At 61.3% G+C, this 22,635-nt stretch carries 20 protein-coding genes and 1 tRNA gene; 10 read left to right on the forward strand and 11 right to left on the reverse strand.

The genetic code is table 11. The features are described 5' to 3' along the window. Window positions 1-99 precede the first annotated feature (99 nt). Entirely contained in the window at window positions 100-621 is a 522-nt protein-coding gene (locus HMPREF3101_RS04980; protein WP_070463374.1) for a peptidylprolyl isomerase, read from the forward strand. A gap of 90 nt (window positions 622-711) precedes the next feature. Then, window positions 712-1,302, forward strand: a complete 591-nt coding sequence (locus HMPREF3101_RS04985) for a rhomboid family intramembrane serine protease (protein WP_246816654.1) — start codon at window positions 712-714, stop codon at window positions 1,300-1,302. Between the two features lie 65 nt (window positions 1,303-1,367). Here HMPREF3101_RS04985 and crgA read toward each other — a convergent pair whose 3' ends face one another. The 8 genes from crgA to HMPREF3101_RS05025 form a co-directional block, all read right to left on the reverse strand. Then, entirely contained in the window at window positions 1,368-1,643 is a 276-nt protein-coding gene (gene crgA / locus HMPREF3101_RS04990) for a cell division protein CrgA (RefSeq protein WP_070463313.1), read from the reverse strand. Window positions 1,644-1,712: 69 nt separating this feature from the next. Further along, window positions 1,713-3,704, reverse strand: coding sequence for a Stk1 family PASTA domain-containing Ser/Thr kinase (gene pknB / locus HMPREF3101_RS04995; RefSeq protein ID WP_070463376.1), 1,992 nt, complete (start codon window positions 3,702-3,704; stop codon window positions 1,713-1,715). Between the two features lie 6 nt (window positions 3,705-3,710). Beyond that, complete coding sequence (locus tag HMPREF3101_RS05000) at window positions 3,711-5,297, reverse strand: serine/threonine-protein kinase (protein WP_070463315.1); 1,587 nt, start codon at window positions 5,295-5,297, stop codon at window positions 3,711-3,713. A 14-nt stretch (window positions 5,298-5,311) separates the two neighbouring features. Further along, window positions 5,312-6,784 (reverse strand): penicillin-binding transpeptidase domain-containing protein, encoded by a 1,473-nt coding sequence (locus HMPREF3101_RS05005; RefSeq protein ID WP_070463317.1) that lies wholly within the window; start codon window positions 6,782-6,784, stop codon window positions 5,312-5,314. After that, a complete protein-coding gene (locus tag HMPREF3101_RS05010; RefSeq protein WP_246816655.1) occupies window positions 6,785-8,152 on the reverse strand; it encodes an FtsW/RodA/SpoVE family cell cycle protein in 1,368 nt (455 codons plus the stop codon). Continuing rightward, window positions 8,152-9,504: a PP2C family protein-serine/threonine phosphatase gene (locus HMPREF3101_RS05015; protein WP_070463319.1), complete on the reverse strand. Its 1,353-nt coding sequence runs from the start codon at window positions 9,502-9,504 to the stop codon at window positions 8,152-8,154. Before HMPREF3101_RS05015 ends, HMPREF3101_RS05010 begins: the two co-directional genes overlap by 1 nt. Continuing rightward, on the reverse strand, window positions 9,504-9,953 hold the full coding sequence (locus HMPREF3101_RS05020; protein WP_052205652.1) for an FHA domain-containing protein FhaB/FipA: 450 nt from the start codon (window positions 9,951-9,953) through the stop codon (window positions 9,504-9,506). The genes HMPREF3101_RS05015 and HMPREF3101_RS05020 overlap by 1 nt, the downstream gene beginning before the upstream one ends. A gap of 22 nt (window positions 9,954-9,975) precedes the next feature. Continuing rightward, a complete protein-coding gene (locus tag HMPREF3101_RS05025; RefSeq protein ID WP_083280094.1) occupies window positions 9,976-10,938 on the reverse strand; it encodes a DUF3662 and FHA domain-containing protein in 963 nt (320 codons plus the stop codon). A 233-nt stretch (window positions 10,939-11,171) separates the two neighbouring features. On the opposite strand from HMPREF3101_RS05025, the gene HMPREF3101_RS05030 reads away from it, so the two are divergent. The 6 genes from HMPREF3101_RS05030 to HMPREF3101_RS05050 all read left to right on the forward strand — a co-directional run bounded on the left by HMPREF3101_RS05030 (window position 11,172) and on the right by HMPREF3101_RS05050 (window position 17,407). Further along, window positions 11,172-11,255 (forward strand) — tRNA-Leu (locus HMPREF3101_RS05030). 273 nt (window positions 11,256-11,528) lie between these two features. Next, on the forward strand, window positions 11,529-11,684 hold the full coding sequence (locus HMPREF3101_RS12105) for a hypothetical protein (RefSeq protein ID WP_168160163.1): 156 nt from the start codon (window positions 11,529-11,531) through the stop codon (window positions 11,682-11,684). Window positions 11,685-11,791: 107 nt separating this feature from the next. Next, window positions 11,792-13,249 (forward strand): MFS transporter, encoded by a 1,458-nt coding sequence (locus tag HMPREF3101_RS05035; protein ID WP_070463321.1) that lies wholly within the window; start codon window positions 11,792-11,794, stop codon window positions 13,247-13,249. After that, entirely contained in the window at window positions 13,246-14,874 is a 1,629-nt protein-coding gene (locus HMPREF3101_RS05040) for a glutaminase (RefSeq protein WP_070463322.1), read from the forward strand. Before HMPREF3101_RS05035 ends, HMPREF3101_RS05040 begins: the two co-directional genes overlap by 4 nt. A 60-nt stretch (window positions 14,875-14,934) precedes the next feature. After that, window positions 14,935-16,176, forward strand: coding sequence for an ATP-binding protein (locus tag HMPREF3101_RS05045; RefSeq protein WP_070463324.1), 1,242 nt, complete (start codon window positions 14,935-14,937; stop codon window positions 16,174-16,176). Between the two features lie 10 nt (window positions 16,177-16,186). Further along, the gene (locus tag HMPREF3101_RS05050) at window positions 16,187-17,407 is read left to right on the forward strand and encodes an alpha-amylase family protein (RefSeq protein ID WP_070463326.1); all 1,221 of its coding nucleotides are present in this window, start codon (window positions 16,187-16,189) and stop codon (window positions 17,405-17,407) included. 192 nt (window positions 17,408-17,599) lie between these two features. On the opposite strand, the gene HMPREF3101_RS05055 is transcribed toward HMPREF3101_RS05050, so the two are convergent. Beyond that, window positions 17,600-18,205: a hypothetical protein gene (locus tag HMPREF3101_RS05055; RefSeq protein ID WP_070463328.1), complete on the reverse strand. Its 606-nt coding sequence runs from the start codon at window positions 18,203-18,205 to the stop codon at window positions 17,600-17,602. 33 nt (window positions 18,206-18,238) lie between these two features. Further along, window positions 18,239-19,609 (reverse strand): M20/M25/M40 family metallo-hydrolase, encoded by a 1,371-nt coding sequence (locus HMPREF3101_RS05060; RefSeq protein WP_070463329.1) that lies wholly within the window; start codon window positions 19,607-19,609, stop codon window positions 18,239-18,241. Between HMPREF3101_RS05060 and amn the strand changes: the two genes are divergently transcribed. Continuing rightward, window positions 19,608-20,981: an AMP nucleosidase gene (gene amn, locus HMPREF3101_RS05065; RefSeq protein ID WP_070463331.1), complete on the forward strand. Its 1,374-nt coding sequence runs from the start codon at window positions 19,608-19,610 to the stop codon at window positions 20,979-20,981. The two genes, HMPREF3101_RS05060 and amn, sit on opposite strands and share 2 nt — an antisense overlap. A 224-nt stretch (window positions 20,982-21,205) precedes the next feature. Here the strand turns inward: amn and HMPREF3101_RS05070 are convergent, their stop codons facing one another. Then, a complete protein-coding gene (locus HMPREF3101_RS05070) occupies window positions 21,206-22,126 on the reverse strand; it encodes a hypothetical protein (protein ID WP_141737362.1) in 921 nt (306 codons plus the stop codon). 25 nt (window positions 22,127-22,151) lie between these two features. Here HMPREF3101_RS05070 and HMPREF3101_RS05075 point away from each other — a divergent pair, with 25 nt between their 5' ends. After that, window positions 22,152-22,634, forward strand: a complete 483-nt coding sequence (locus HMPREF3101_RS05075; protein ID WP_070463334.1) for a Sir2 family NAD-dependent protein deacetylase — start codon at window positions 22,152-22,154, stop codon at window positions 22,632-22,634. Window position 22,635 lies beyond the last annotated feature (1 nt).

Below are 22,635 nucleotides of genomic sequence, written 5' to 3' on the forward strand. Positions count from 1 at the left end.
ACAAATCGATTTGTTACGGGTGTGACTTTAAAACCCCAGGTTGCTGAAAAATTTCGCGAAATTTTTCAGGGCTTCCGGATACCGCGTACCCTAGTCACCATGACTATGAAAACGCAGACGATGACGTTGCACACCAACCACGGCGACATTGTGATTGACCTGTTTGGCAACCACGCACCGAAGACCGTGGCAACCATCACCGGCCTGGCAACGGGCGAGCAAGACTACACCACCAAAAACGCCTCTGGCACCGATGAGGGCCCGTTCTACAACGGTGCGATCTTCCACCGCATCATCCCGGGCTTCATGATCCAGGGCGGCGACCCGACCGGCACCGGCACCGGCGGCCCGGGCTTCCAGTTTGCTGATGAGTTCCACCCAGAGCTGCAGTTCGACCGCCCGTACCTGCTGGCCATGGCTAACGCTGGCCCGGGCACCAACGGTTCCCAGTTCTTCATCACCGTGGACGCCACCCCGTGGCTGAACAACCGCCACACCATCTTCGGTGAGGTTACCGATGAGGCATCTAAGCAGGTTGTGGACAAGATTGCCAACGTTCAGACTGGCCGCATGGACCGCCCGGTTGAGGACGTTGTGATTGAGTCCGTGGACGTTAACTAAGCGGGCTTAGCAATTAACGTTTTCCGTAACGTTGTCCGCGGCGCACCGGCGACCACCATCATTGTCGCCGTGTGCGTCGCGGTTTTTTGCGTGTCTGCACTCCAGACACGTTCGTTGACGCAGGTGGTGTGGGGGTCATCCCTTGCAGAACACATGATTCTTTACGGCCCGCAGGTCACTGGCTTTGGGTACACCCGCGCGTTGACGGCTGGGTTTTTGCACCTGGATGCCACGCATCTCGCCTTAAACATGCTCATGCTGGTACTCGTTGGTGCGGAGGTTGAGCGTGCGATCGGGACGGGGCCGTTTGTGGTGGCGTATGGGGGGTTTACGTTGGCGTCGTCAAGCATGGTGCTCGTGGGTGCTTTTGGGGTGCCCACGGCGGGTGCTTCGGGGGCCCTGTTTGCGCTGATGGCGGTGCTAGTAGCTCTTGCTTATCGACGCCACACCGACCTCATCGCCCCCCTCACCCTGCTGGCCGTAAACGTGGGTTATACGTTTGTAGCCACCAACGTCAGCGTGTGGGGACACGTGGGTGGGTTGTTGGTGGGGGCGTTGGTGGCGTGGCCGTTGACGCATTCAAACACGAAGACCAGGTGGGTCACTGCTTGGGTGTGTTTGGGGCTATCGGCGCTGGCAGTGTGGCTGCCGACGCTACCGATGTCCACCCCCGTGCATTAAATCCACAGGGTTATCCACGGGCTTATCCACAGGGTTATCCACAGCCTGTGGATAGGTGTGGATAGTTAGCGCCACCCCATGGTCATCAGCAAGCCAACGATCATGCCGGCAAAGCCGATGGCGTAGTTCCACGGGCCGAGCTGAGCGAGGAACTGGACCTGGTCGCCGAAGATGTAGAAGGCGACAATCCAGGCCAAGCCGAGCAGCATCAGCGCGAACATGATGACCTTGTACCAGGTCGGGGTGCCGCCGGTGTTGATCTTCACCGGGGTACGCGACGTGCCGGCCGAGGTGGTAGATACCGGACGGACGGCGTCCTTTGTCACTTTTGCCTTGGGCATGTGTGCAGTCCTTTCAACGCTAGAGCGCTAGCCTATCACCGGCTGCGCTGGTTACTTAACGCTGGTTACTTAACGGATGAGTGCAGAGGCATCAAACTGCCAGAGGTTGTAGCCAATGGTCTGGTCTTTACGGACAACATCACCGGCGGCGACCTCCTGGTGGCCGATCAACCCGCCATCGAGCGCAGCCCCAGTTGGAACCGGCGGTCCGGGGACCAGACGACCCGTCCAGCCCAGATCCCGTAGCGCCTGGTCAGCCTCCGTGGGGTGCATGCGGGTGATCTGCGGCATGGTCATCAACATGTTGTTGGACACGCGCAGCTCCACCGTCGTGCCGGTCTCCACCTCAGTGTTGGCGCCGGCGACGGCAAGCACCTCACCGTCCGGGCGCTCCGAGTCCACGCGGGTGACCGTGGCGCGCAGATCCAGCCCGGCCAGGGTTGCCGTTGCCTGGTTTACGTTCAAACCAACCAGGGACGGCACCTCCACCTTCTCCCGGCCTTCGGAGACCGTGATCAGCACCTTCGAGCCCTTCGACAGCTGCGAACCAGCCGCCGGGTGCTGCGACATCACCAAGCCGTCTGGCACGGTGTCGGAGTTTTCCTTCCGAATGTCCTCGTTGAGCTCAAGGCCTGCCTGCTCCAACGCCTCAAGCGCGTCTTGTGCGGTGAGGTTGCTCAGGTCCGGCACATCCGTCAGCTCCCGGCCGGAAGACACAATCACGGTGACCAGGGATCCCGGCGGCAGCTGCGAGCCAATGGCCGGGCTGGTGCCAATCACGTTGCCGCGGGCGATGTCCGGGCTCGGCTCTTCAGAGGTCACAGTGCGAAGGCCGAGCGCCTCCAGCTGCCCGATCACCTCTGTACGCGGCTTGTCCACTACGTCCGGCACCATAATCATCTGCTCCTGGGCCTGGCGCTGATCGGAGAAGTAGGAGTACGCGAACCAACCCGCGGTACTGAGCAGGGCAACGCCCAGAAACGCGGCGAAGATCTTCATCCAGGTTGACGTACCGGTCTTCTCGTTGGCGCGGCGGTGGTCCTCGTAGCGGGAGTGCTCCTCGCGAGCACGCGCCGCGTCCGCGCGACGGGCTGGTTCCCTGCGCACTGGCGCACGATCCGTAGCCACCGCCGTGCCACCAACAACCGTCTGGTCCGTGGCGTTGGACGCATGTAGATCCGACTCTGCGGCAGCCAGGTGGTTGCGCGCCGCCTCCGTCACAGAGCCGCGTTCCAGACGCTCCAGGTCCGCACACATTTCATCGGCGGACTGGTAGCGATCCGCTGGGTGCTTCGCCATCGCCGTGAGAATCACCGAATCAATGTTCACGGCCTCATTCGGGCTCAACGTGCCCGCAATGCGCTCGCTCGGCGGCATAGGGTCTTCCTGCACGTGCTGGTACGCCACCGCAAACGGCGATTCGCCCTCAAACGGCGGCTGGCCGGTTACGGCCTCATACATCACGCAACCCAGGGCGTAAATGTCACTGCGGGCATCCGCGGCCTTGCCGCGCGCCTGCTCAGGGGAAAGGTACTGCGCCGTACCAATCACGGCAGAGGTCTGGGTCATTGCAGACGTCGCGTCGTCCAACGCCCGCGCAATTCCAAAATCCATCACCTTCACCGTGCCGGTGTTGGTGACCATGATGTTCGCCGGCTTGATGTCACGGTGAATAATCCCGGCATCATGCGAAGACTGCAGCGCTTTGGTTACGGGCTGCATGAAGGTGGCGGCGTTGTGGGGGGTGAGCGGGCCGTCGTCACGCACGATGTCCCTCAAGTTCCTACCAACAACGCGCTCCATCACAATGAACGGCACTTCCAGGCCATCGATGTCCTGGGAGCCCGTGTCATACACCGCCACAATGTTCGGGTGATTCAGGCGCGCAGAATTTTTTGCCTCCTGGCGGAAACGCTCACGGAAATTCTCATCACGCGCCATGTCAGACTTCAACATCTTCACGGCGACCTGGCGGCCAAGGACCGTGTCCGTAGCCGCGTAGACGTCAGACATGCCGCCCGTGCCGATGATGCCCCCGAGCTCATAGCGGTCAGCGATCATCATGTGTTAGTTGTCACCTCCTGTGACAGATGGGTCAGCTTGTGATTCTAACTCACCATTGTCCTGCGGCGTTGTCGGCGCCTCCTGCGCAGACGATGCCGGCGGCTGATCCGGCTGCTGCGGCTGGGTGGGCTGCGTCGGCTGCGGCTGGGTGGGCTGGGACGACTGCGGCTGGGTAGGCTGGTGCGGTGTCGAAGGATGCGGCTGCTCCTGTGTCGGCTGCTGTCGCGTCTTCGTCGTGCTCGGCTGGCTCGTCTCCGGCTCAAACGTGATCGTGCCCGGGGCGTCCTGCGTCGGCACCTCGCGCGGCTCCGGCTGCGGCTGTTGCACCTGCGTCTGGGTCTCCGTCACCGTTGCCGTGGCGGCGGTGGTGGGAGCCATCGGCGTGGTGGTCCTCGCGGAGGAGCCGCCAATCATGCCCGCCGACCATGCCCAAGCAACGCCGCCGCCGATCAGCGCAAGCAACAACAACGCCGCAATGATCGGACCTGCCGCGCTGCTCTTGCCTGTATCTGTACGCGCCGGTGCTGCCTGTGCTGCACGCTGTGCCTCAGCCTGTTCACGTGCCGCCTGCTCAGCGGCAGCGCGCCGGGCTTTGTCCTGCACCGCCATCGCCGCGGACGGCGGGTACTTCCCAGCCGGGCGAGTGGTGCGCGCGTCAGCCACGTTGGCCAGCATCTGGGTAGACGCAGTGGCCGAAGGCTCCGCCGCAATCACCTGCGTGCGCCCACCCGGCTGGGCAGGGCGCATGCCGTTTCGCACCTGGCTGACAGCTAGCTGCATCTCATTACCGTCACGGAAACGCTGCTCCGGGTTCTTACGCAGGCCAATCTCAATGAGCTCACGCGTCGGCGCGGAGACCGAAATCGGCAGTGCCGGCGGCTCGTTGCTCACGTGCGCAAGCGCCACCGACACCGAGGAATCCCCGGTAAACGGGCGCCTGCCGGACAGCATCTCGTAGCCCACCACGGACAGGGAGTACACGTCAGAGGCCGGAGTCACCGACAACCCTTGCGCCTGCTCAGGGGAGACGTACTGGGCGGTGCCCACCACCATGCCGGTGCGCGTCAACGGAACTGCGGCTGCGGCCTTGGCAATGCCAAAGTCCGTGATCTTGATCTGCCCGTTCTGGGTGATCATGAGGTTGCCCGGCTTGATGTCGCGGTGCACCATGCCCATGCGGTGGATCATGGCCAGACCGTGGGCCGCCTGCTCCAGCACGTCCAGGGCAACCGACTCCTCCAGCTGGCCTTCGCGGGCAATCAGGTCAGCCAGGGATTCGCCGCGGATGTACTCCATGGCAATGAAACACATACTGAAGCCAGCAGGAGAGGTGACCTCGCGGTAGTCATAGGTGGCCACCACGTTGGGGGAGTTGATGCCCTCCGCGGCCAGCGCCTCGTTGCGGAAGCGGGCGAGGAACTCCTGGTTGCTGGAGAACTCTGGGCGCAGGACTTTCAGCGCCACCTCGCGTTCATTGACCACATCGTCTGCCAACCACACGGTGGACATGCCGCCGTGGCCGATGACCCATTGCAGCTGGTAGTCATCACCGATAAGTTGTTGTAAATCTTCGCGGTTTTCCGTGTTCATGCTTAGCAACTCACCTATCTATTTCCCTGCTCTTGCTGGGTGTTTTCCTCCGCCGGAGCCGGTGCTGCCGGTGCTGCGCGCAAGATCGCACGTCCCAGCGGCGAGGCCACCTGCCCACCGGTTGCGCCTGCACCCAAGTTGCCGCCATTCTTTACGACGACAGCCACGGCCACATCCTTTGCGTCATCAAATGCCACATACCAAACGTGCGGGTCAGCGCCCTCGGCGTGCTCCGCGGTACCAGTCTTGGACGCGAAGCCGTTGCCGTCATAACCCCAGGTCCAGCGCTCAGAGCCGTACATCAGCCCGGCAAGCGTCGCCGCCTCTTCAGGGGTGAGCGCCTCATTGAGCATCTCCGGCTCCGCCTTGTACGCCTCCGTCAGGTTGGGGCGTGTCACGCGGGAGACCACGTACGGCTTCATGCGTACGCCGTCGTTGGCCACAATGCCCGCCATCACTGCAGCCTGCAGGGCGGTCATGGTTACGTCGCGCTGACCGATGGCAGACTGCGCCACCTCCGGACCGCTGGGCAGATCGCCCAAGCTGCCGGCCGCGTTGGGCATGCCAAGGTCGTAGCGCTCACCCACGCCGAAGGCGGCTGCCGCCTCACGCATGGCGTCCGCCCCAACTTCAAGACCCATCTGCACAAACGCCGTGTTGCAGGACAATGCAAAGGCGGTGGCCAACGTAACCTGGCCGCCGCTGCCGCACACCTGACCGCCGTAGTTAGTCAGCGGGATGTCGGTGCCCGGCAGGATGGTCTGCGCCTCACCCGTCAGCAGGGAGTCCGGCGTGAAGCCGTTGCGCAGGCCGGCGGCCGTGGTGATGATCTTGAAGATGGAACCCGGCGGCAGCTGGTCCTGCGTCGCGTGATTCAACAGCGGCTTGCCGGGGTTGTTGTTCACATCAGCCCAGGTGCCCTCTGCTGTTGCGGGGTCAGCGATCAGGTTCGGGTCATAGGACGGGGTAGAGACCAGCGCCAGGATCTCACCAGTGCTAGGGCGGATTGCGGCAATGGCGCCTTCGTACCCAGGGTTTGCCAGCAGTTCGTATGCCTGCGCCTGCAGCTGCGGGTCAATGGTCAGCTCCACATTGTTGCCCACCTGGTCCTCTTCCAACCCGGTGCGCAGGAAGCGTGATGATGCCCCGGCGGTATCCCCAGTCAACTGCCCATTCAAGCCGGCTTCCAACTGGGCCGTGCCGTACTGGTCCGAGACGTAGCCCACCACAGGACCGAACGACAACGGCATGTTGGGGTAGGAACGCTGGTAGAACCCGTCCTCTGTCCGGAAGGACTCCGCCAACACCAATCCGCCCGCGTTGATCTGGCCGCGGTTAATCTGGCGCAGCTCCACGGTGGTGCGGGCATTGCGGGGGTCTTGCGCGTAGACGTCTTCACGAAAGCCCTGCACAACGGTCAGGTTGACCAACAAGGCCACAATGAGCAGCAGCGCAAACGATGCGCCGAGGCGGATGGACTTGTTCATTTACGCCCCCGTTCCCACAGGCTGCGCTGCGCGCTTACGCACACTGCGTGGCGTTTTCCGCAGCGCACCCTGATCAAACTCCGTCGGGCGGTTCGCCGCGTTGGACACGCGAAGCAAAAGCCCGAGCAGGATGTAGTTGGCCATCACGGAGGAACCACCGGCCGACATAAACGGCGTGGTCAGACCAGTCATGGGCAACATGGCAGAAATGCCACCGGCAACCACGAAGATCTGGATAGCAATCGTGGTGGCAAGCCCTGCGGCCAGCAGTTTGCCGTAGGTGTCTCGCACCTGCAGGGCGGAGCGGTAGCCGCGGGAAATAAACACCGCGAACAGGCACAGCACAGCAGCCAAGCCAACCAGGCCAAGTTCTTCACCAAGCGCCGCCAGGATGTAGTCAGACTCCGCAACCGGAATCATCCCCGGATGCCCGTAACCAAGGCCGGTGCCGGTCAACCCACCCCAGCTCAAGCCGAACAGCGCCTGGGATGGCTGGTAGCCGATGGTTTCGAAGTTCTCCAGCGGGTCAAGGAAGTTGGCCACGCGCTGCTGAATTTTGGTGCTGACCTGGTAGACGGCGTAGCCACCAACAGCCACCAGTCCCACACCGATCAGCAGCCAGGAGGTGCGCCCAGTGGCGAAGTAGACCATGGCCAACACGGTGGCAAACAGCAAAAGGGCAGGGCCGAAGTCGTCTGAAATGCCCATGATCAAAATGGCAATCGCCCACACCACCAGAATCGGCGCCAAGTCACGCAGACGCGGGAACGTCAAGCCTAAAAACCGCTTCCCGGCCACCGTGAACAGCGCACGCTTTTGGGTGAGCAGCTGCGCGAAGAAAATCAGCAGCAGGATCTTGGAAAACTCACCAGGCTGCAGCGAAAACGGGCCGATCCAAATCCAAATCCGCGCATTCACATTCGGCGGCTGCGGCCACACCAACGGCAACGCCAGCAGGATCAGACCGAGGATACCCAGCAGGTAGGAGTAGCGCGACAACGCTTTATGGTCGCGCACAATCGCCAGCGTGAGCACCATCAGCACCACGCCAACAAGGGACCACAGCATCTGCCGTGACGCCAACCCACTTGCGTTATCCGCAAAGCCCAGCCGATACAGCATGACTAGGCCAATCGCGTTGAGCAGACTGACTACCGGCAGTAGTAGCTGATCCGCGTAGGGTGCTAGCCAACCAATCGCCGCATGCGCGATGCCGTAGACCAAAACAAAACCGCCCACCAGGTACAACAGTTCCGCGGTCAGGGTGCGGCCCTGGCTCAGCTCAAGGCTAAACAGCATCAACAGCAGCAGCCCTGCCGAGCACAGCAGCAGCACCAGTTCCTTGTTCCGCCCAAAAACGCCGCGCACTACTTCACCTCCCGGCACTTAGGTTGCTCAGCTTCCGTCTTGTCGCGGTCCACGCAGACCGGCAACGCCTCGTCTGCAAGCCTGCCCAGCATGCCCAGCACCTCGTCGTACGTGCCTGAGGGCAGTCGCCCCGCCGCATCGCGCTGGCTTTCCGGCAGGTCACTTTGGGAAAACAGGTGGCAGTCCGCTGTGCTTTTCGCATCTTCGTCATACGGCTTGGTGCGCATCGTGTTTTTTGAATCCAGACACACCTGCTGCACCGGCTCGCCGCGGCCGCTCTCGATGACAAAAACACCCTGCTCATCGGTGGTCAGATTGTAGGTCTCCCGCGCTTGGTTGCGCATCCACATTGTTGCTGAAAACGCCAGGATCAGCGCCAGCAGCAGCGCACCGATCACCCATGTCCACCTGCTTCGTTGGGGACCCTCCGCATCATCGCCCGCATCATCCGCAGGCTGTAGCTTCGCACGGTTGTGGTCCGGTTCAATCGTCTCCGACTTGCGCAACAGCGCCGCCGCCCGCCCCGCCGAGGAATCCGGGTGGGTCGTGTCAAAGCTCGGCGCCAAAGCACCGGCTTTCACAGGGGCATCATTGCTTGCCGACGCCGCAGCGCCGCCCCCCACAACCTCCGCCACCACCACAGTGACGTTATCCGGACCACCGGAACGAAGCGCCAGCTCGATCAAACGATCCGCTGCGTTTTGTACCGACCCCTGGCCAAGCGCCACACCGATGGTCTCTGCCGTCACCGGATCCGACAACCCGTCAGAGCACAGCAGCAAACGGTCGCCCTCTTTGACATCCACCATCTCCAAATGTGGTGCGACATCCCGGCCCGTGTAGGCCTTCAAAATCAACGACTTCTGCGGGTGCGAGGACACATCTTCCGGCGCCAGCTTGCCTTCGTTCACCAAAGATTGCACGAACGTGTCGTCGACGGTGAGTTGCTTCAACGTGCCGTCGCGAAGCAAATAGCCCCTGGAATCACCCACATGGATCAGGCCAAGCTGCTCACCGTTGAACATGACCGCTGTCAGCGTCGTGCCCATGCCTTCCTGCTCCGAGTGCTCACGCACCGAAGCGGCAATCGCCGCGTTCGCATCATCCGCCGCAGCACCCAGCAGCGCCAGCATGTCCGCATCCGCCGGATCCTTATCCAAATGCTCCAGATGCTCAATCATCATCTGGGAAGCAACCTCGCCGGCGGCGTGGCCACCCATGCCATCTGCAAGTGCCAACAAATGCGGGCCAGCGTACGCCGAATCCTCATTGTTGCCGCGAACAAGGCCGCGGTCAGAAGACGCGACGAACTCAAGGCGCAAATTCTTCGAAGATCCCTGTACGGAACTCATTACGGCACCAGCCTCACAATCGTGCGTCCCATCTTGATATCAGTGCCCACAGACACCCGTTCCGGTTGATCAATACGCATACCCTGCACAAACGTGCCGTTGCGCGAATCTAGATCCTCAACAAACCACTCACTGCCACGCCGGAACAACCGCGCGTGCCGTGCCGAAGAAAAATCATCACCCAGCTGGAAGTCATTATCCGGGCCACGGCCAATGGTCAGCTCCTCCAACGAGGAGACATCCATATGAGAGCCCTGCAACGGACCCTCAACCACAGTCAGATGCCGCGGCTTCTCCCGCTTCACCGGCGCTTGCCGTGCCGCCTGCCTAGGCACCATCCCCGCCGCGCGCACAACATCCTTGCGCTGGATAAACACCACCAGCAGGATGAACAGCCACAACAGGGCGAGCAGCCCAAAACGAGCGCTCAGAATCACAGTGGCATCCATGGGCATCCTTCCGGCAGGGGGGTTATGAGTTGTTGGGCTGTGCTGGCGGCTGGAAAAACTCAGTGCCGGGGTACGGAACCGGCTCAGCCGGCGGCTCCACAGCCTCCGGGAAATGCGGCACCTGTCCAGTGTTTGCCTCGCCCTGGCCAGTGCTGTTGCTGCCCTGCGGGTGCACAATGCGCACCTCAATATTGGAATGGCCAAGCGTAATCACATCACCGTCTGCCAACATCCAGTTATCAACCTGCTCATCATTGACCGTGGTGCCGTTGGTGGACTCCAAATCCACCAGCACCGCAATCTCCCCATCCCACGTGATCTCCGCGTGCTGACGCGACACGCCAGTATCCGGCAGCCTGAAATCAGCATCGTTGGAACGACCCAAAATGTTGGACCCTTCGTGGACGAGGTAGGTCCTCGACGAGCCGTCTTGAAGCAGCAAGCTCACCGTCGGCTGCCCACCACCGGAAACAGGCTTCATAGCATTTGGTTCGGACATAGCATCCTCCTGTTCATGTGCCGATGCTTCACGACGCCGCGCAAACGCAGCCACCGCCGCCGGAGAAGGCTCCGCATCAATAGCGTCAAACCCACTTCCCACATCGGGCACAGAATCAATGTAAGACGACACCCGCAGCTGGCCCGTACGCAAACCAGACTCCTCAGCAATACGCACAACAGCCGGCCCATCCAAGAACCAGCCCTGATTACGCACAAAACGCATCACCTGCTCAGCAAGGTCAACGGGCAAATCACGCTGCTTAGACAGGTTCTCCAGATCCTTCGAGGACACACCAACCGCGTACACGTTCGGTGCCACAACTTCATCCTGGTCCGTAACAACCAACGAATCCTGCGCCTCCTGGCGGATGAGCTCCTCCAACTCAGCGGAGACAACCTTGCCGCCAAACACCGCAGCCATGGAGTTATCCAAACCGCGCTGAATGGAACTATCCAGCTTGGCCAACCTGTCCATCAATGACATTCCCGTTCACCTCCTTTACTGGTGCTGCTCTACATGCGTTTGTATGCGCTTGCCTGTGCGCGCGTGCGCACGGGTGCCTTATGACGCAGTAAGTATAGGTGCCGATGGCACACGAACCTAGAAACCACGTTGGGCTGGTGGCGTTCAACTTTGAATAATTGCCCGAAAAACGGTCGCGTGCCTGGCGATTTGTTGTTATGCCCGTGTGAGGTGCTATGGTTATCGAGTCCCAAGCCCGGGTGGCGGAATTGGCAGACGCGCTGGCTTCAGGTGCCAGTGTTCGCAAGAACGTGGGGGTTCAAGTCCCCCCCCGGGCACAGACAAACACCCCGTGCGAGAAATCGCGCGGGGTGTTTCCGTTGTTCCGTTGCTCCGGGCTTAAACGGTTGAAAAAACGTTTGTAGCTACCCACACCCGGCTACCTGTAGAAAAATGGCTTGGTAGCCGGGTGTAACTAGCTACAAACTTTCCCGGATAGACGGTCGAAGCGGGCTCTGATGAATATAATTCACTGAAATTATGACGCTTGGCGAAACTTAAGGTTAAGCTGTGGGCGTTCTTAGCCCCTTCAACATTAAAGGATTCAAAATATGGAACTCGCAATCTCCGCAGTCTTGGGTACCCTTTCCTCCATCGCTCTCATCTGGTCCGTTCTTGAGGTCTTCACCGTGGTCCAGCAGCGCCCGGGCATCGCTATCCCGGATGCCGTTCGTGTTGCAGCTGCAAAGTACGGCATCCACTTCTAAACATTCGTACTCGCGAACGTAAATGGGTCCTGCCAGAAGGCAGGGCCCATTTGTCGTTTGCGCTTCGTTTGTGGTTCGGCGAATCAAAGGCGAGAATATCTCCCGCTATGAAAACTCCTCCGCCATCGACGCCTTCACCTTTCTCCGACGCTTCCGAAAAGCGCCAGCGCTGGATGTTCTTTGCCATCATTTCGCTGGGTCTGTTCATGATCAGTTTGGACAACTCGATTATGTATACGGCGTTGCCGTCGATTACGGAGCAGCTCGGGGCGTCGCAAAGCCAGGCCCTATGGATCATTAATGCCTACCCGCTGGTGCTCTCCGGCCTGCTGTTGGGCACGGGCACGCTGGGGGACCGGGTGGGGCACCGCCTGATGTTCATGGTGGGGCTGGTTGTGTTCGGTGCGGCCTCGCTTATGGCGGCGTTTTCGCCGACGCCGGAGATGCTGATCGCGGCTCGCGCCTTCCTGGGCATCGGTGGCGCAACCATGATGCCGGCCACGTTAGCGCTGATCAGCCTGACATTCCCGAACGGCCAGGAACGCAACACGGCGATTGGCCTGTGGGGCGCGGTCGCAGTGGTGGGTAATGCCATGGGCCCTGTGATTGGTGGGCTGCTGCTGGCGAAGTTCTGGTGGGGCTCGCTGTTTCTGATCAACGTGCCGGTGGTCATCATCGCGCTGGTGGCTACGGCGGTACTCGCGCCGCCGAATGTGGCGAATAAGGCGAAGAAGTGGGACGCACCGTCCTCCATTTACTCCCTGATCACACTGCTAGGCCTGACCGTGGCCATTAAGCAGGCGGCGAACCCGGAGCGCACGACCGTGGTCATGGCGGTTGCTGTAGTGGCGATGCTGTTGTTTGGCCTTTTGTTCCACTTCCGCCAGCAGCGCCTGACAGATCCGCTGCTCACGCTGGATATTTTCCGTTCCCCGATCTTCTTGGGTGGCGTGATTGCGGCGGGCGGCAGCATGTTCGTCCTCATCGGTACTGAGCTGCACACGGTGCAGAAGCTGCAGCTTATTAACGGCTATTCACCGCTGCACGCCGGCCTTGTCATCATTGCGATGGCGCTCGGTGCGCTGCCTGCGTCCATCCTCGGGGGCGCAAACCTGCACCGTGTTGGTTTTCTGCCGTTGATTGCGGGTGGGTTTGTGGGTGGTGGCGTCGGTACGCTGCTGCTCATCGCGGGGGAGAAGGCGGGCTCCTTGCCGCTGGAGATCCTCGCGTTGGCGCTGCTTGGGTTCAGCCTGGGTTTGGTGATGAGCGTGGCGTCCACAGCAATTATCGGCTCCGCACCCGCGCACCGCTCCGGCATGGCTGCCGGCGTGGAAGAGGTGGCCTACGAGTTCGGCGCGCTGATCACCGTGGCCATTACCGGTGCGCTGATGGCGCGCTGGGTGGCGCTGGGGGAGCCGAGCATGGGGTACGACGCGGCGTACGTTGACGCATACCAGGACGTGTTGTGGCTGGTTGCAGGAATTTCTCTGCTGTTCGGTCTCATCACCTGGGTGTGTTTCTATAAGAACCCGAAGACGGCTTCGGACCTAGACTCGGCTGCATGACATCGCCGGTAACGCAGTACCTTCACACCATGTTGGATGCGGTGCGCGACCAGGATGCTGGTGAGCGCGCCGATTACATTGAGAAACTCAAAAACGCCGACCCAGACAAGTTGGCGTTGGCGCTTTGTACTATCGACGGCCACATGTACTCCGCCGGCGACACCGACTATGAGTTCTCCATCCAGTCCATTTCCAAGCCTTTTGTCTACGCGCTGGCCCTGGACATGTACGGCGCTGAAGAGGTGCACACATACGTCGGCGTGGAGCCCAGCGGTGAGGCGTTCAACCAGCTGTCCCTGGACAGCAAGGGGCGCCCGGCGAATCCGCTGATTAACGCGGGTGCCATTACGGTCAATCAGTTGATTGGCGGTCCTGAGATGGCCGTCGATAAGAGGGTGGAAAAGATCCGTGACTACTTCTCCCGCCTGGCCGGCCGCGAGCTGGCGGTGGATCAGGAAATCTTTGAGTCCGAAATGTCTACCGCGGACCGCAACATGGCCCTGGCACACCTGCTGCGTGAGGCAGATATGGTCACTGACCAGCCGCATGAGGCCGTGTCCAGCTACATCAGCCAGTGTTCCGTGCTGGTCACGGTGAAGGATCTGGCGCTGATGGCCGCCACTCTGGCAAACGGTGGTACGCAGCCGGTGACGGGGGAGAAGATTCTCACCGCTGAGGCCTGCCGGGTCACGCAGGCGGTGATGGTCTCTGCCGGCATGTATGACGCTTCCGGCCGCTGGATGGTCAACGTGGGTATCCCGGCGAAGTCCGGCGTTGCGGGTGGTTTGATTGGCACGATGCCCGGCCAGCTTGGCATTGCCTCGCTCAGCCCCCGGCTAGATGCGCAGGGCAACTCGGTGCGCGGCGTGAAGCTGTTCCGGGAGCTGTCCAGCGCGTTGGATTTGAACCTGGTGTCTTCCAACTTCTACTTCGCGCCGGGCATCCGCTCCGTGTCCAGTGTGGACGGCGCGACGGTGGTGGAGCTGCAGGGCATGATCAACTTCGCCATTGCAGAAAAGAACTTGTATGCGTTACGACGCATGCGTTTAGCCCCCCGCCTCGTCCTCGACGTCTCCCGCGTGACCTCCTTCAACAAAGCAGGCCGCGACCTGATCAAGGACGGACTGATGCAGTTCCGGGACCAGGGCGTGGACGTGTCCATCTACGACCCGGACCAGGCGATGAGTGACTACGAGTTTTCCGACGGCACCACCGCGCGTGCCATCCGCGAGTTCACCACGTCCTTCTCCGTGCCCGGCTCACGCGACGAGGTCTTGAGCGCCTTTACCAAGCCGAACGAGTGGTTCGACGGCGAGGACAGTGAGTTTGACGGGCTTGACGGGTTTGCTGGGTTTGAAAACCTTGAATCCGCGGCCGTGGAGGAGACCGACGGCGGCACACGCGTTGTGTGGAAAGCCGAGGAAGACGACGACGCCGAGCTGGTCTTCGACTTCCACGACGATGACTCCGGCTCCGGCCAGACCAAAGTCAGCCTCACCCGCAGGGGTGCCGGTTCGCAGGAGAAAGGCTACGCGGAGGTGGCGAAAGGCTGGCGTGCGCGTCTAGCCAAGGGGCTGCAGCCGTGGCTGAAGCGCAGCGAAGACGCCGATGCTGGTGGAAAATAAGTAGTGTTCACGACGGAAAATAAGTAGCGTTCAGAGCGGAAAATTGGTAGCGTTCGCGCTATGGGTTACTTGCCAAGAGTTGTGGACATGCAGCTTGACCAGCTCTTACCGTACGTTTCTGCGATTGCCATCGAGGGGCCAAAAGGCGTGGGCAAAACAGAGACAGCCGCGCGCCGCGCGAAGACGGTGCTGAGGTTGGATGAAAGCGCGGATGCCGCTGCGTTGGCGTCGGACCCTTCGTTTAGCTCGTTTCCAAAACCGTTGCTTATTGATGAATGGCAGGTGGAACCACAGTCTTGGAATCGTGTGCGTAGAGCGGTGGATGACGGCGCCGAGGCCAGCAGTTTTCTGCTGACAGGCTCGGCCACGCCGGTGGCAGGCACTGATACGCATAGTGGCGCAGCTCGAATTATTTCGTTGCGTATGCGTCCACTGGCTTTGTTTGAGCGTCCGGGCTGGCAGGCAAATATTAGTCTGCGGGACCTCTTTCAAGGGACAGCTGATGTCAGCGGTTCTACGGAGAAAACTCTGACTGATTACATCGAGGCCATTGCCAGCGGTGGTTTCCCTGGCTTCATGCAGGCACCCCAGCTGGTGAGAGAACAGCAGCTGGATTCCTATTTAGCGCGGATTGTGGATAGGGACTTGCCGGATCAGGGATATACGGTGCGCAATGCGGCGTCGTTAATGAATTGGCTGGCGGCGTACGCGGCGGCAAGCTCCACTACGACGAGCTACCAGGAAATTTTGGACGCGGCGACGCCTGGAGACGCCGACAAGCCAGCAAAGACCACCACCATGAAGTACCGCGAAAAACTTGCAGAGATTTGGATGCTGGATCCGGTGCCTGCATGGGATTTCCGTCGTTCACCGTTTGCCGGTTTGGCACGTGCGCCGAAGCACCAGCTGGCGGACCCTGCTTTTGTGCTGCGTTTGTTGAAGATTCCGGCGAAGAAATTAAGCACCCGCTTTAACTACATGTTGGGGCCGCTGTTTGAGTCGCTTGCTACATTGTCGGCTCGTGTTGCTGCCCAGGCAGTTTTTGGCAGCGTGTCACATTTTCGCACGTCTAAGGGGGATCGGGAAATTGATCTGATTGTCCAAAACGCGGATGGGGACATCATTGCCATTGAGGTCAAGCTCAGCGTGGATGTGGATGATGAGGATGTGCGGCACTTGCTGTGGTTCCGCGAGCAACTTCCAGAGGATGTGGTGGACACCGTGGTGTTGACTACCGGGACGCGGGCGTATCGGCGCGCGGATGGGGTTGCGGTGATCCCGCTGGCTATGTTTGGCCCCTAGACTGGCCAGCATGATTGACAACACAATTTGGTGGCACGTCTATCCTCTTGGGGCAACGGGGGCGCCGATTCGTGACCGCGGGGACAACCCGCAGGATGCCGCCCACCGCCTGCCAAAGTTGGAGGCGTGGCTGGATTACCTGATTGAGCTGGGCTGCAACGGCCTGCTCTTAGGTCCGATTTTTCAGTCGGTGGGCCACGGTTACGACACGTTGGATTACTACACAATCGATTCCCGCCTTGGCACCAACGAGGATTTTGACCACCTCATGGCTGCCTGCAATGAGCGCGGCATCCGCGTGATGATAGACGGTGTGTTTAACCACGTTGCCCGCACACACCCGTGGGTGGCAGAAGGCCTGGCGGGGGATACGGATTGGGAGGGTCACGCAGAGTTGGCCACGCTTCACCACGCTGACCAGCGGGTGAAGGACCACGTTGTGGACATCATGTGCCACTGGTTGCGTCGCGGTATTGCGGGTTGGCGCTTGGACGTTGCGTATTCCGTCCCGTCCGAGTTCTGGCGCGAGGTCCTTGCGCGTGTTCGCGAGGAGTTCCCCCATGCGATGTTTCTTGGCGAGGTCATCCACGGCGATTACGCCGAAATCACCCAAGCCGGCACCCTGGACGCAGTCACGCAGTACGAACTGTGGAAAGGTATTTGGTCGTCGCTGGTAGATGGCAATTTTTGGGAGCTTGCGCATGCGCTTGAGCGTCATAACGCAATCGCCCAACAGGTGCTGACCAACACGTTCATTGGCAACCATGACGTGGACCGGATCGCGTCGAAGGTGGGGCAGGACAAGCTGCCGCTGGCGATGGCGATTCTGATGATGGTGCCGGGCATGCCCAGCATTTATTACGGCGATGAGCAGGGCTTCGAGGGTCTGCGCACGGAGGGCTTCGCCGCTGACGACAATGTGCGCCCGCCGCTGCCTGACCACCCAGGTGAGCTTTCCCCGATGGGCTGGTGGATCTACAGGCAGCTCCAGGAGCTTATTGCTTTACGACGCCAAAACGCCCCCCTCACCCACGCCACCCTCAAAGTCCTCGACAAAACCAACGAGACGATCAGCTTCGTCTGCCGCACTGGTGTTGATTCTGGCACTGACGGCGGTGCTGGCAGTGACTTTGGCGCTGGCGCGCAGGAGATTCAACTCGACGCGTGGCTCACGCCAACCCCGGGCGTGCGCATTCACGCTGGCGGGCACACTCTTTACGAGTGGAGCTAGGGACGCGGTTGCCCGGCCTGGTTTAGCAGATATGCATACCTCGATATGCATACCCGCAGGTAACGGTCAATTTTCATTAACGGGGTCCTTATTGAAAAAACGCTCTGACCATTGAGTATGCATATCGAGGTATGCACATCTGTGTTTCCGGCGGTGTTGCGAGCGCAGAGCGTCCCGGCTCGTTAGCGTCGGCTAGTTGATGCCCGGGACCTTGATCTTGAAGAAATCGAGGATGGTGGCTAGGGCTTGGCGGAGCATCGCCAATACGTCCGGCAACACCACAGTGCCAACGCCATTGACCGGCACCTCGAAGGACGGCGCGCCAGCCGGGGCGAGCACGATGGTGTTCTGCGCGGCTGGGGCAGGAGCGGCTGGGGCCTGCTGCTGCGGCTGGGCTGGCTGACCTGGCTGGGCCGGAGCCTGGGGCGCCGACTGGTTGTTCCGCGCGCCGCCACCACCGTTGTTCTGCGCGCGGCCCCCGTTGCCGCCACCGTTGTTCTGCGCGCCGCCGCCTTTGAGGCCGCAGCGGTTCGCGGCTTCGTCGACACGCGCGAGCGCATCGAGGATCTGCGGGCCGCGACGGTCAAAACGAGCGATGGTCTGTGCCTGGCGGACCTTGGAGTTGTAGTCCGCTTCGTTGGTCCAGTAGCGCTGCGCCTGGTCGCAAGAGATGGGGCCGGAGGGGAGTTTCGCCAAAGCGTCGTCAATAGCATCGGCCTGGGCGGCTGGTGCCAGGGCAATCGTGCTGGCCACGGCGGCGCTAAGGGCAAGGATGCGTGCAGAGAAAGAATTTCGCATGCACGACAGTATGCCACGGAAGTGACGCATGTGTTACATGAGAAACTTTTGTATCAATGAACGGTAGGCGCGGGCGGTCAGCCGGACGTCCTCAACCTCCACGTATTCGTCATGACTGTGCAGCGTATCCAGCACACTGCCCAACGTCTGATGGCGCTGGTGCATGGCAAAGCCGTAACCCACACCACCCATCCGGCGGGCAAAGCGCAAGTCCGAACCGCCCGCCGCCAACGTGGGCACCACGGGTACGCCGGGGAAGAACTCCTCAAACGTATCCAGAATCGCCTGGTAGAGGGGGCCTTCGGCGGGGGAGACGGTGGCGTCCTCAGTAATCAGGTGGGTGATCTCCACCTCATCAGCCATGTCCCCCAGTGCCTCAATCAGCAGCGCGTCAATATCCTCCTGCGTCTGGCCCGGCAGCGGGCGGATGTCCATCTCCAACCACGCCACCGACGGCAACACATTAATCGCCTGACCGGCGCGAAGCACCGTCTGCGCCAAGGTCAAGTGGCTCATGGCGTGCGAGTAACGGGCCAGCTCCCCGAGCGCCTCGTAGCCCTGACCACGCAGCAGCGCTGCCTCCGTCTCCGGATCAAACTTGAACGCGCGCACGTAGCCCGGCCACGGCTCGTCGCGCGTCACCTCCGGCTCCAACGCAGCCACGCGCCTGGCAACCTCTGCAATCTTGACCACCGCGGACTTACGCCCATGCGGCGCCGAGCCATGGCCGGCATCACCATGCACCGTCAACCGTCGTTGACCAGCCCCCTTTTCGCCAACGACCACGATCAATGCGTCGCTGCCGTCTTCAACCGGCAGGTGAGACCCGCCCTCCTCGGACAGGCAGTTGCGCCAAGAAAACGCCTCCGGCTCATGCTCCGCAATCCACCCAGCGCCGAGGCCGCCACGGGCCTCCTCATCCGCCAAGCCAACAAATGTCAACGTGCCGCGCGGGGCCACCCCGCGCATCGCCACGTCACGCACCGCCGCGGCCATAGATGCTGTGATGTACAGCATGTCCGTTGCGCCACGCCCAAAAATCTTGCCGTCTACCTCTTGCGCGCCGAACGGATCGCGCGTCCACTTCGGCGCATCCACCGGCACCACATCCGTGTGCCCCAGCAGCGTGAGCGGCTCCGCTAAAGGGTCCGAGCCCTCAATGCTAAACGCCACGGACATCCGCCCCGGGTGGGGTTCGAAGCGGCGGATGTGGATGGGCAACGGGGCGTCGGCAAGCAAAAGCCCCTGATGAAAAAACTCCTCCAACGTGACCGCATTGCGGATCTCCTGGCCGGAATCCGGCGTCAGATCATTCACACACGCGTTGCGGATCAGGTCTTTGAGCAGGGCAATCGCGGCATCGTCGGGCGCAGGGAGGCCTGGAGTAACTACGGTATGGTTCATGGACACAGTTCAGGAGCTTAGCTCGCTTTACGACGCCTCCGTCACCCTCGCCCACGACACCCTCAAGACCGGCGAATGGCACCGATACACCGACGTGCGCTATCCAAAACTGTCCGTAACCGTCAAACACTGGCAACCGATCGACCGCCTCGAACCCTTCGGCTACGTCGACGAAGCCGGCACCTACTCCGCCGTGTTATCGCGGCCCGACCTTATGGCCGGCTACCTGCGCGCCCAACTTGACGCCTTAACATCCAACTACGACTGCGACGTCACCGTCACCTACTCCGACGTCTGCATCCCGCCCGAATACATCCCCGGCCTGGAAGGCTACGGGGAACTACCGGCGGAAGCGCGCGAGTTTGTTCCGCGACCCGCGCTCGACGCCGTTGACGACGCGATTGTGGACGGCCACTGGGACGCCTTCCACGGAACCGAAAAACCCCTGTTCCACTTCGGCCCCCAGCGCTTCGACCTGGCCATCGCACGCCTGCGCCACTACACCGGCATCGACGTGGACACCCTGCAGAAATACATCCTGTTCACCAACTACGCCATGCACGTCACCGAATTCGTGCGCTTCGGCGTGCGCGAACTGGCCAGCGAAGACTCCCGCTACACCCGGCTCGTTTTGCCCTCCGGTGAAACCATCTCCGACACCGTCGCCGTCGAAGACCTCGAACTCGGGTCCAAATTCCAAATGCCACGCTACGACCTAGTCACCAAAGGCGGCGACGGCATCACCATGATCAACATCGGTGTGGGCCCCTCCAACGCCAAAACAATCACCGACTGCCTGGCCGTCTTGCGCCCCGAGGCCTGGATCATGATCGGCCACTGCGCCGGCATGGACGCCCGCATGCGCATCGGGGACCTCATCCTTGGCAACGCCTACGAACGCCACGACTACTTGTTAGACGGTCATTTACGGCCCGAACTACCCATCCCGGCCGTCCCCGAAATCCAGCGCACGCTGGAGAAATCCGTCACCCGGGTCTATGGCGAGGACACCTCCCTCATGCGCACCGGCACCGTCTTGTCCACCGGCGACAGAAACTGGGAATGGAAAGCGCCACGCGACCTTTGGAACTGGCTCCGCGGCTCCACCGCCGCTGCCGTAGACATGGAATCCTGCACCATCGCCGCCAACGGCTACCGGTACCGCGTCCCCTACGGCGCGCTTTTGGCCGTCTCCGACCTGCCGCTGCACGCCGTACCGAAACTCCCCGCCGGCGCCCAGGCCTTCTACGCCAACTCCAAAGAAGCCCACGTCATGTGCGCTGTGCGCGCCATGGAGAAATTGGCGCGCCGCCCCGAACGCCTGCGCACCCGCAAGTTACGACGCACCATCGGCGAAGTCCCGTTCCGGTAGGGGTGTTCCGGCTTCCCTTCACGGCCCCTCCTGGAACAGATATGCATACCTCGATATGCATACCCGCAGGTAACGGTCAATTTTCATTAACGGGGTCCTTATTGAAAAAACGCTCTGACCATTGAGTATGCATATCGAGGTATGCATATCTGCGAAAACGGGCCGCGGAACCGGGACGAAAACAGGGCCGAACGGCGCCCGCGCGCGAGAAACCGCCAAGCAAGTTACGGCACAGCGTCGGGCCCGAAGATGCGGACAACGGCGGCGTTGAACATGGCGAGGAAGCGTTCGGGTTCGCGCTCCACAAGCCAGGGGGCGACGCGGAGGAAGTCGATGCCGTGGTTGGTGATGTGGTCTTGGCGGAATTTTTCCTTGCGGAAGGCCTGGTCGGTGGGGCCGTACGTGGTGCCGTCCATTTTGACTAGGCCGTCCATTTCAACGGCGATGCGGCCGCGGTATAGAAGGTCGACTCGATAGCGTTTGTTGGTGACTACGGGGTTGATTTCGAGGTCGGTGTAGCCGGCGTTGAGAAGCAGGCCGCGCATGAACGCTTCGGGTGCGGAGTCGGACCGGGTGCTGGCGTGGACAGCGGCGCGCGTGGCCACGGCGATGCCCGGGACGCGCGGTGACATGGCCACTTCGCGTTGCAGACTTGCTACGGAGTATCCGCCGAATTGGACGAGCCAGTCGGCGGTGACGAGGGCGTGGGGGAAGCCGTCGAAACGCGCGATGTGCAGGAAGGTTTGGAACGGGCTGGTGGTGGACATGTGGTCGCCGCGCACGATGTCACGGGCGGTGGTTTGGATGTAGCGCACGCCGGCCGGCCATTGGGTGCGCGGCGGGACGGATTTGAGCACTACCTGCACTTCTTGCAGTGGTGTGTTGGCTACCCACATGTCGTTGAGGTAGGCGGAGGCGCGTCCGGTGATGACGGCGTTGTGTGTGGATAGTCCCACGCAGTAGGCGCGCAGCCAGTGTCTCTGGTTGACGGGCAGTGATAGGTAGACAACGGCGTCGATGGCGTGCGATGTGGACAGCGCTTGGAGGCGCCCGCGCAGCAGTGCTTCGTGTGTTTCGCGTGGCAGCGCTCGACGTACACGGATGTCTATGAGTTGTCCCCGAAGTTCCGTTTTCCAATCCCCCATGCGCAACACACTAATCTGAACAGCGATGCACCGTACAGATTTCACCGTTTTTGATGACCCGGCTGTGGCCATGGCGCATAAAAGCGCTGTGCGTTCCATTGAGCGGGTGGTGCATGAGACGGTGCCGGCGACTCCGCCGCAGGAGGCGCTTGAACGGACATTGAGCCAACTGCAAAACCCGAAAAACCTGGTCATCACCGGTGCGAGCGTATCCACTGGCGCGGGTATCCCGGATTACCGCAGTAAGAATGGGCGGCTGACAGGGCTGGTCACACAGAATGTGGACGGCCTTCACTCGCAGGCCGGCAGCCGCAACGTGATTGCGTTGCATGGGGATATGGACCATGTCGTGTGCTTGGATTGCCACACGTTGCATGAGCGTTTGAAGCCGAACGTGGTGTACTTCGGGGAGAACGTGCCGAGGGCGCGCCGGGCGCAGGCGGACACGGTGTGGCGTACAGAGGTCGGCGAGGCGCTCGATGAAATCTTGGACGGCATGGGATTATGAC

Source organism: Corynebacterium sp. HMSC29G08 (assembly GCF_001806875.1).
GTDB lineage: Bacteria > Actinomycetota > Actinomycetes > Mycobacteriales > Mycobacteriaceae > Corynebacterium.

Bases quoted from the DNA above. Each gene is read 5' to 3' on its own strand.
- HMPREF3101_RS04980 (WP_070463374.1), top strand. From the start codon at position 100: ATGACTATGAAAACGCAGACGATGACGTTGCACACCAACCACGGCGAC.
- crgA (WP_070463313.1), bottom strand. From the start codon at position 1,643: ATGCCCAAGGCAAAAGTGACAAAGGACGCCGTCCGTCCGGTATCTACC.
- pknB (WP_070463376.1), bottom strand. From the start codon at position 3,704: ATGATCGCTGACCGCTATGAGCTCGGGGGCATCATCGGCACGGGCGGC.
- HMPREF3101_RS05000 (WP_070463315.1), bottom strand. From the start codon at position 5,297: ATGAACACGGAAAACCGCGAAGATTTACAACAACTTATCGGTGATGAC.
- HMPREF3101_RS05005 (WP_070463317.1), bottom strand. From the start codon at position 6,784: ATGAACAAGTCCATCCGCCTCGGCGCATCGTTTGCGCTGCTGCTCATT.
- HMPREF3101_RS05015 (WP_070463319.1), bottom strand. From the start codon at position 9,504: ATGAGTTCCGTACAGGGATCTTCGAAGAATTTGCGCCTTGAGTTCGTC.
- HMPREF3101_RS05020 (WP_052205652.1), bottom strand. From the start codon at position 9,953: ATGGATGCCACTGTGATTCTGAGCGCTCGTTTTGGGCTGCTCGCCCTG.
- HMPREF3101_RS05025 (WP_083280094.1), bottom strand. From the start codon at position 10,938: ATGTCATTGATGGACAGGTTGGCCAAGCTGGATAGTTCCATTCAGCGC.
- HMPREF3101_RS12105 (WP_168160163.1), top strand. From the start codon at position 11,529: ATGGAACTCGCAATCTCCGCAGTCTTGGGTACCCTTTCCTCCATCGCT.
- HMPREF3101_RS05035 (WP_070463321.1), top strand. From the start codon at position 11,792: ATGAAAACTCCTCCGCCATCGACGCCTTCACCTTTCTCCGACGCTTCC.
- HMPREF3101_RS05040 (WP_070463322.1), top strand. From the start codon at position 13,246: ATGACATCGCCGGTAACGCAGTACCTTCACACCATGTTGGATGCGGTG.
- HMPREF3101_RS05045 (WP_070463324.1), top strand. From the start codon at position 14,935: ATGGGTTACTTGCCAAGAGTTGTGGACATGCAGCTTGACCAGCTCTTA.
- HMPREF3101_RS05050 (WP_070463326.1), top strand. From the start codon at position 16,187: ATGATTGACAACACAATTTGGTGGCACGTCTATCCTCTTGGGGCAACG.
- HMPREF3101_RS05055 (WP_070463328.1), bottom strand. From the start codon at position 18,205: ATGCGAAATTCTTTCTCTGCACGCATCCTTGCCCTTAGCGCCGCCGTG.
- amn (WP_070463331.1), top strand. From the start codon at position 19,608: ATGGACACAGTTCAGGAGCTTAGCTCGCTTTACGACGCCTCCGTCACC.
- HMPREF3101_RS05060 (WP_070463329.1), bottom strand. From the start codon at position 19,609: ATGAACCATACCGTAGTTACTCCAGGCCTCCCTGCGCCCGACGATGCC.
- HMPREF3101_RS05070 (WP_141737362.1), bottom strand. From the start codon at position 22,126: ATGGGGGATTGGAAAACGGAACTTCGGGGACAACTCATAGACATCCGT.
- HMPREF3101_RS05075 (WP_070463334.1), top strand. From the start codon at position 22,152: ATGCACCGTACAGATTTCACCGTTTTTGATGACCCGGCTGTGGCCATG.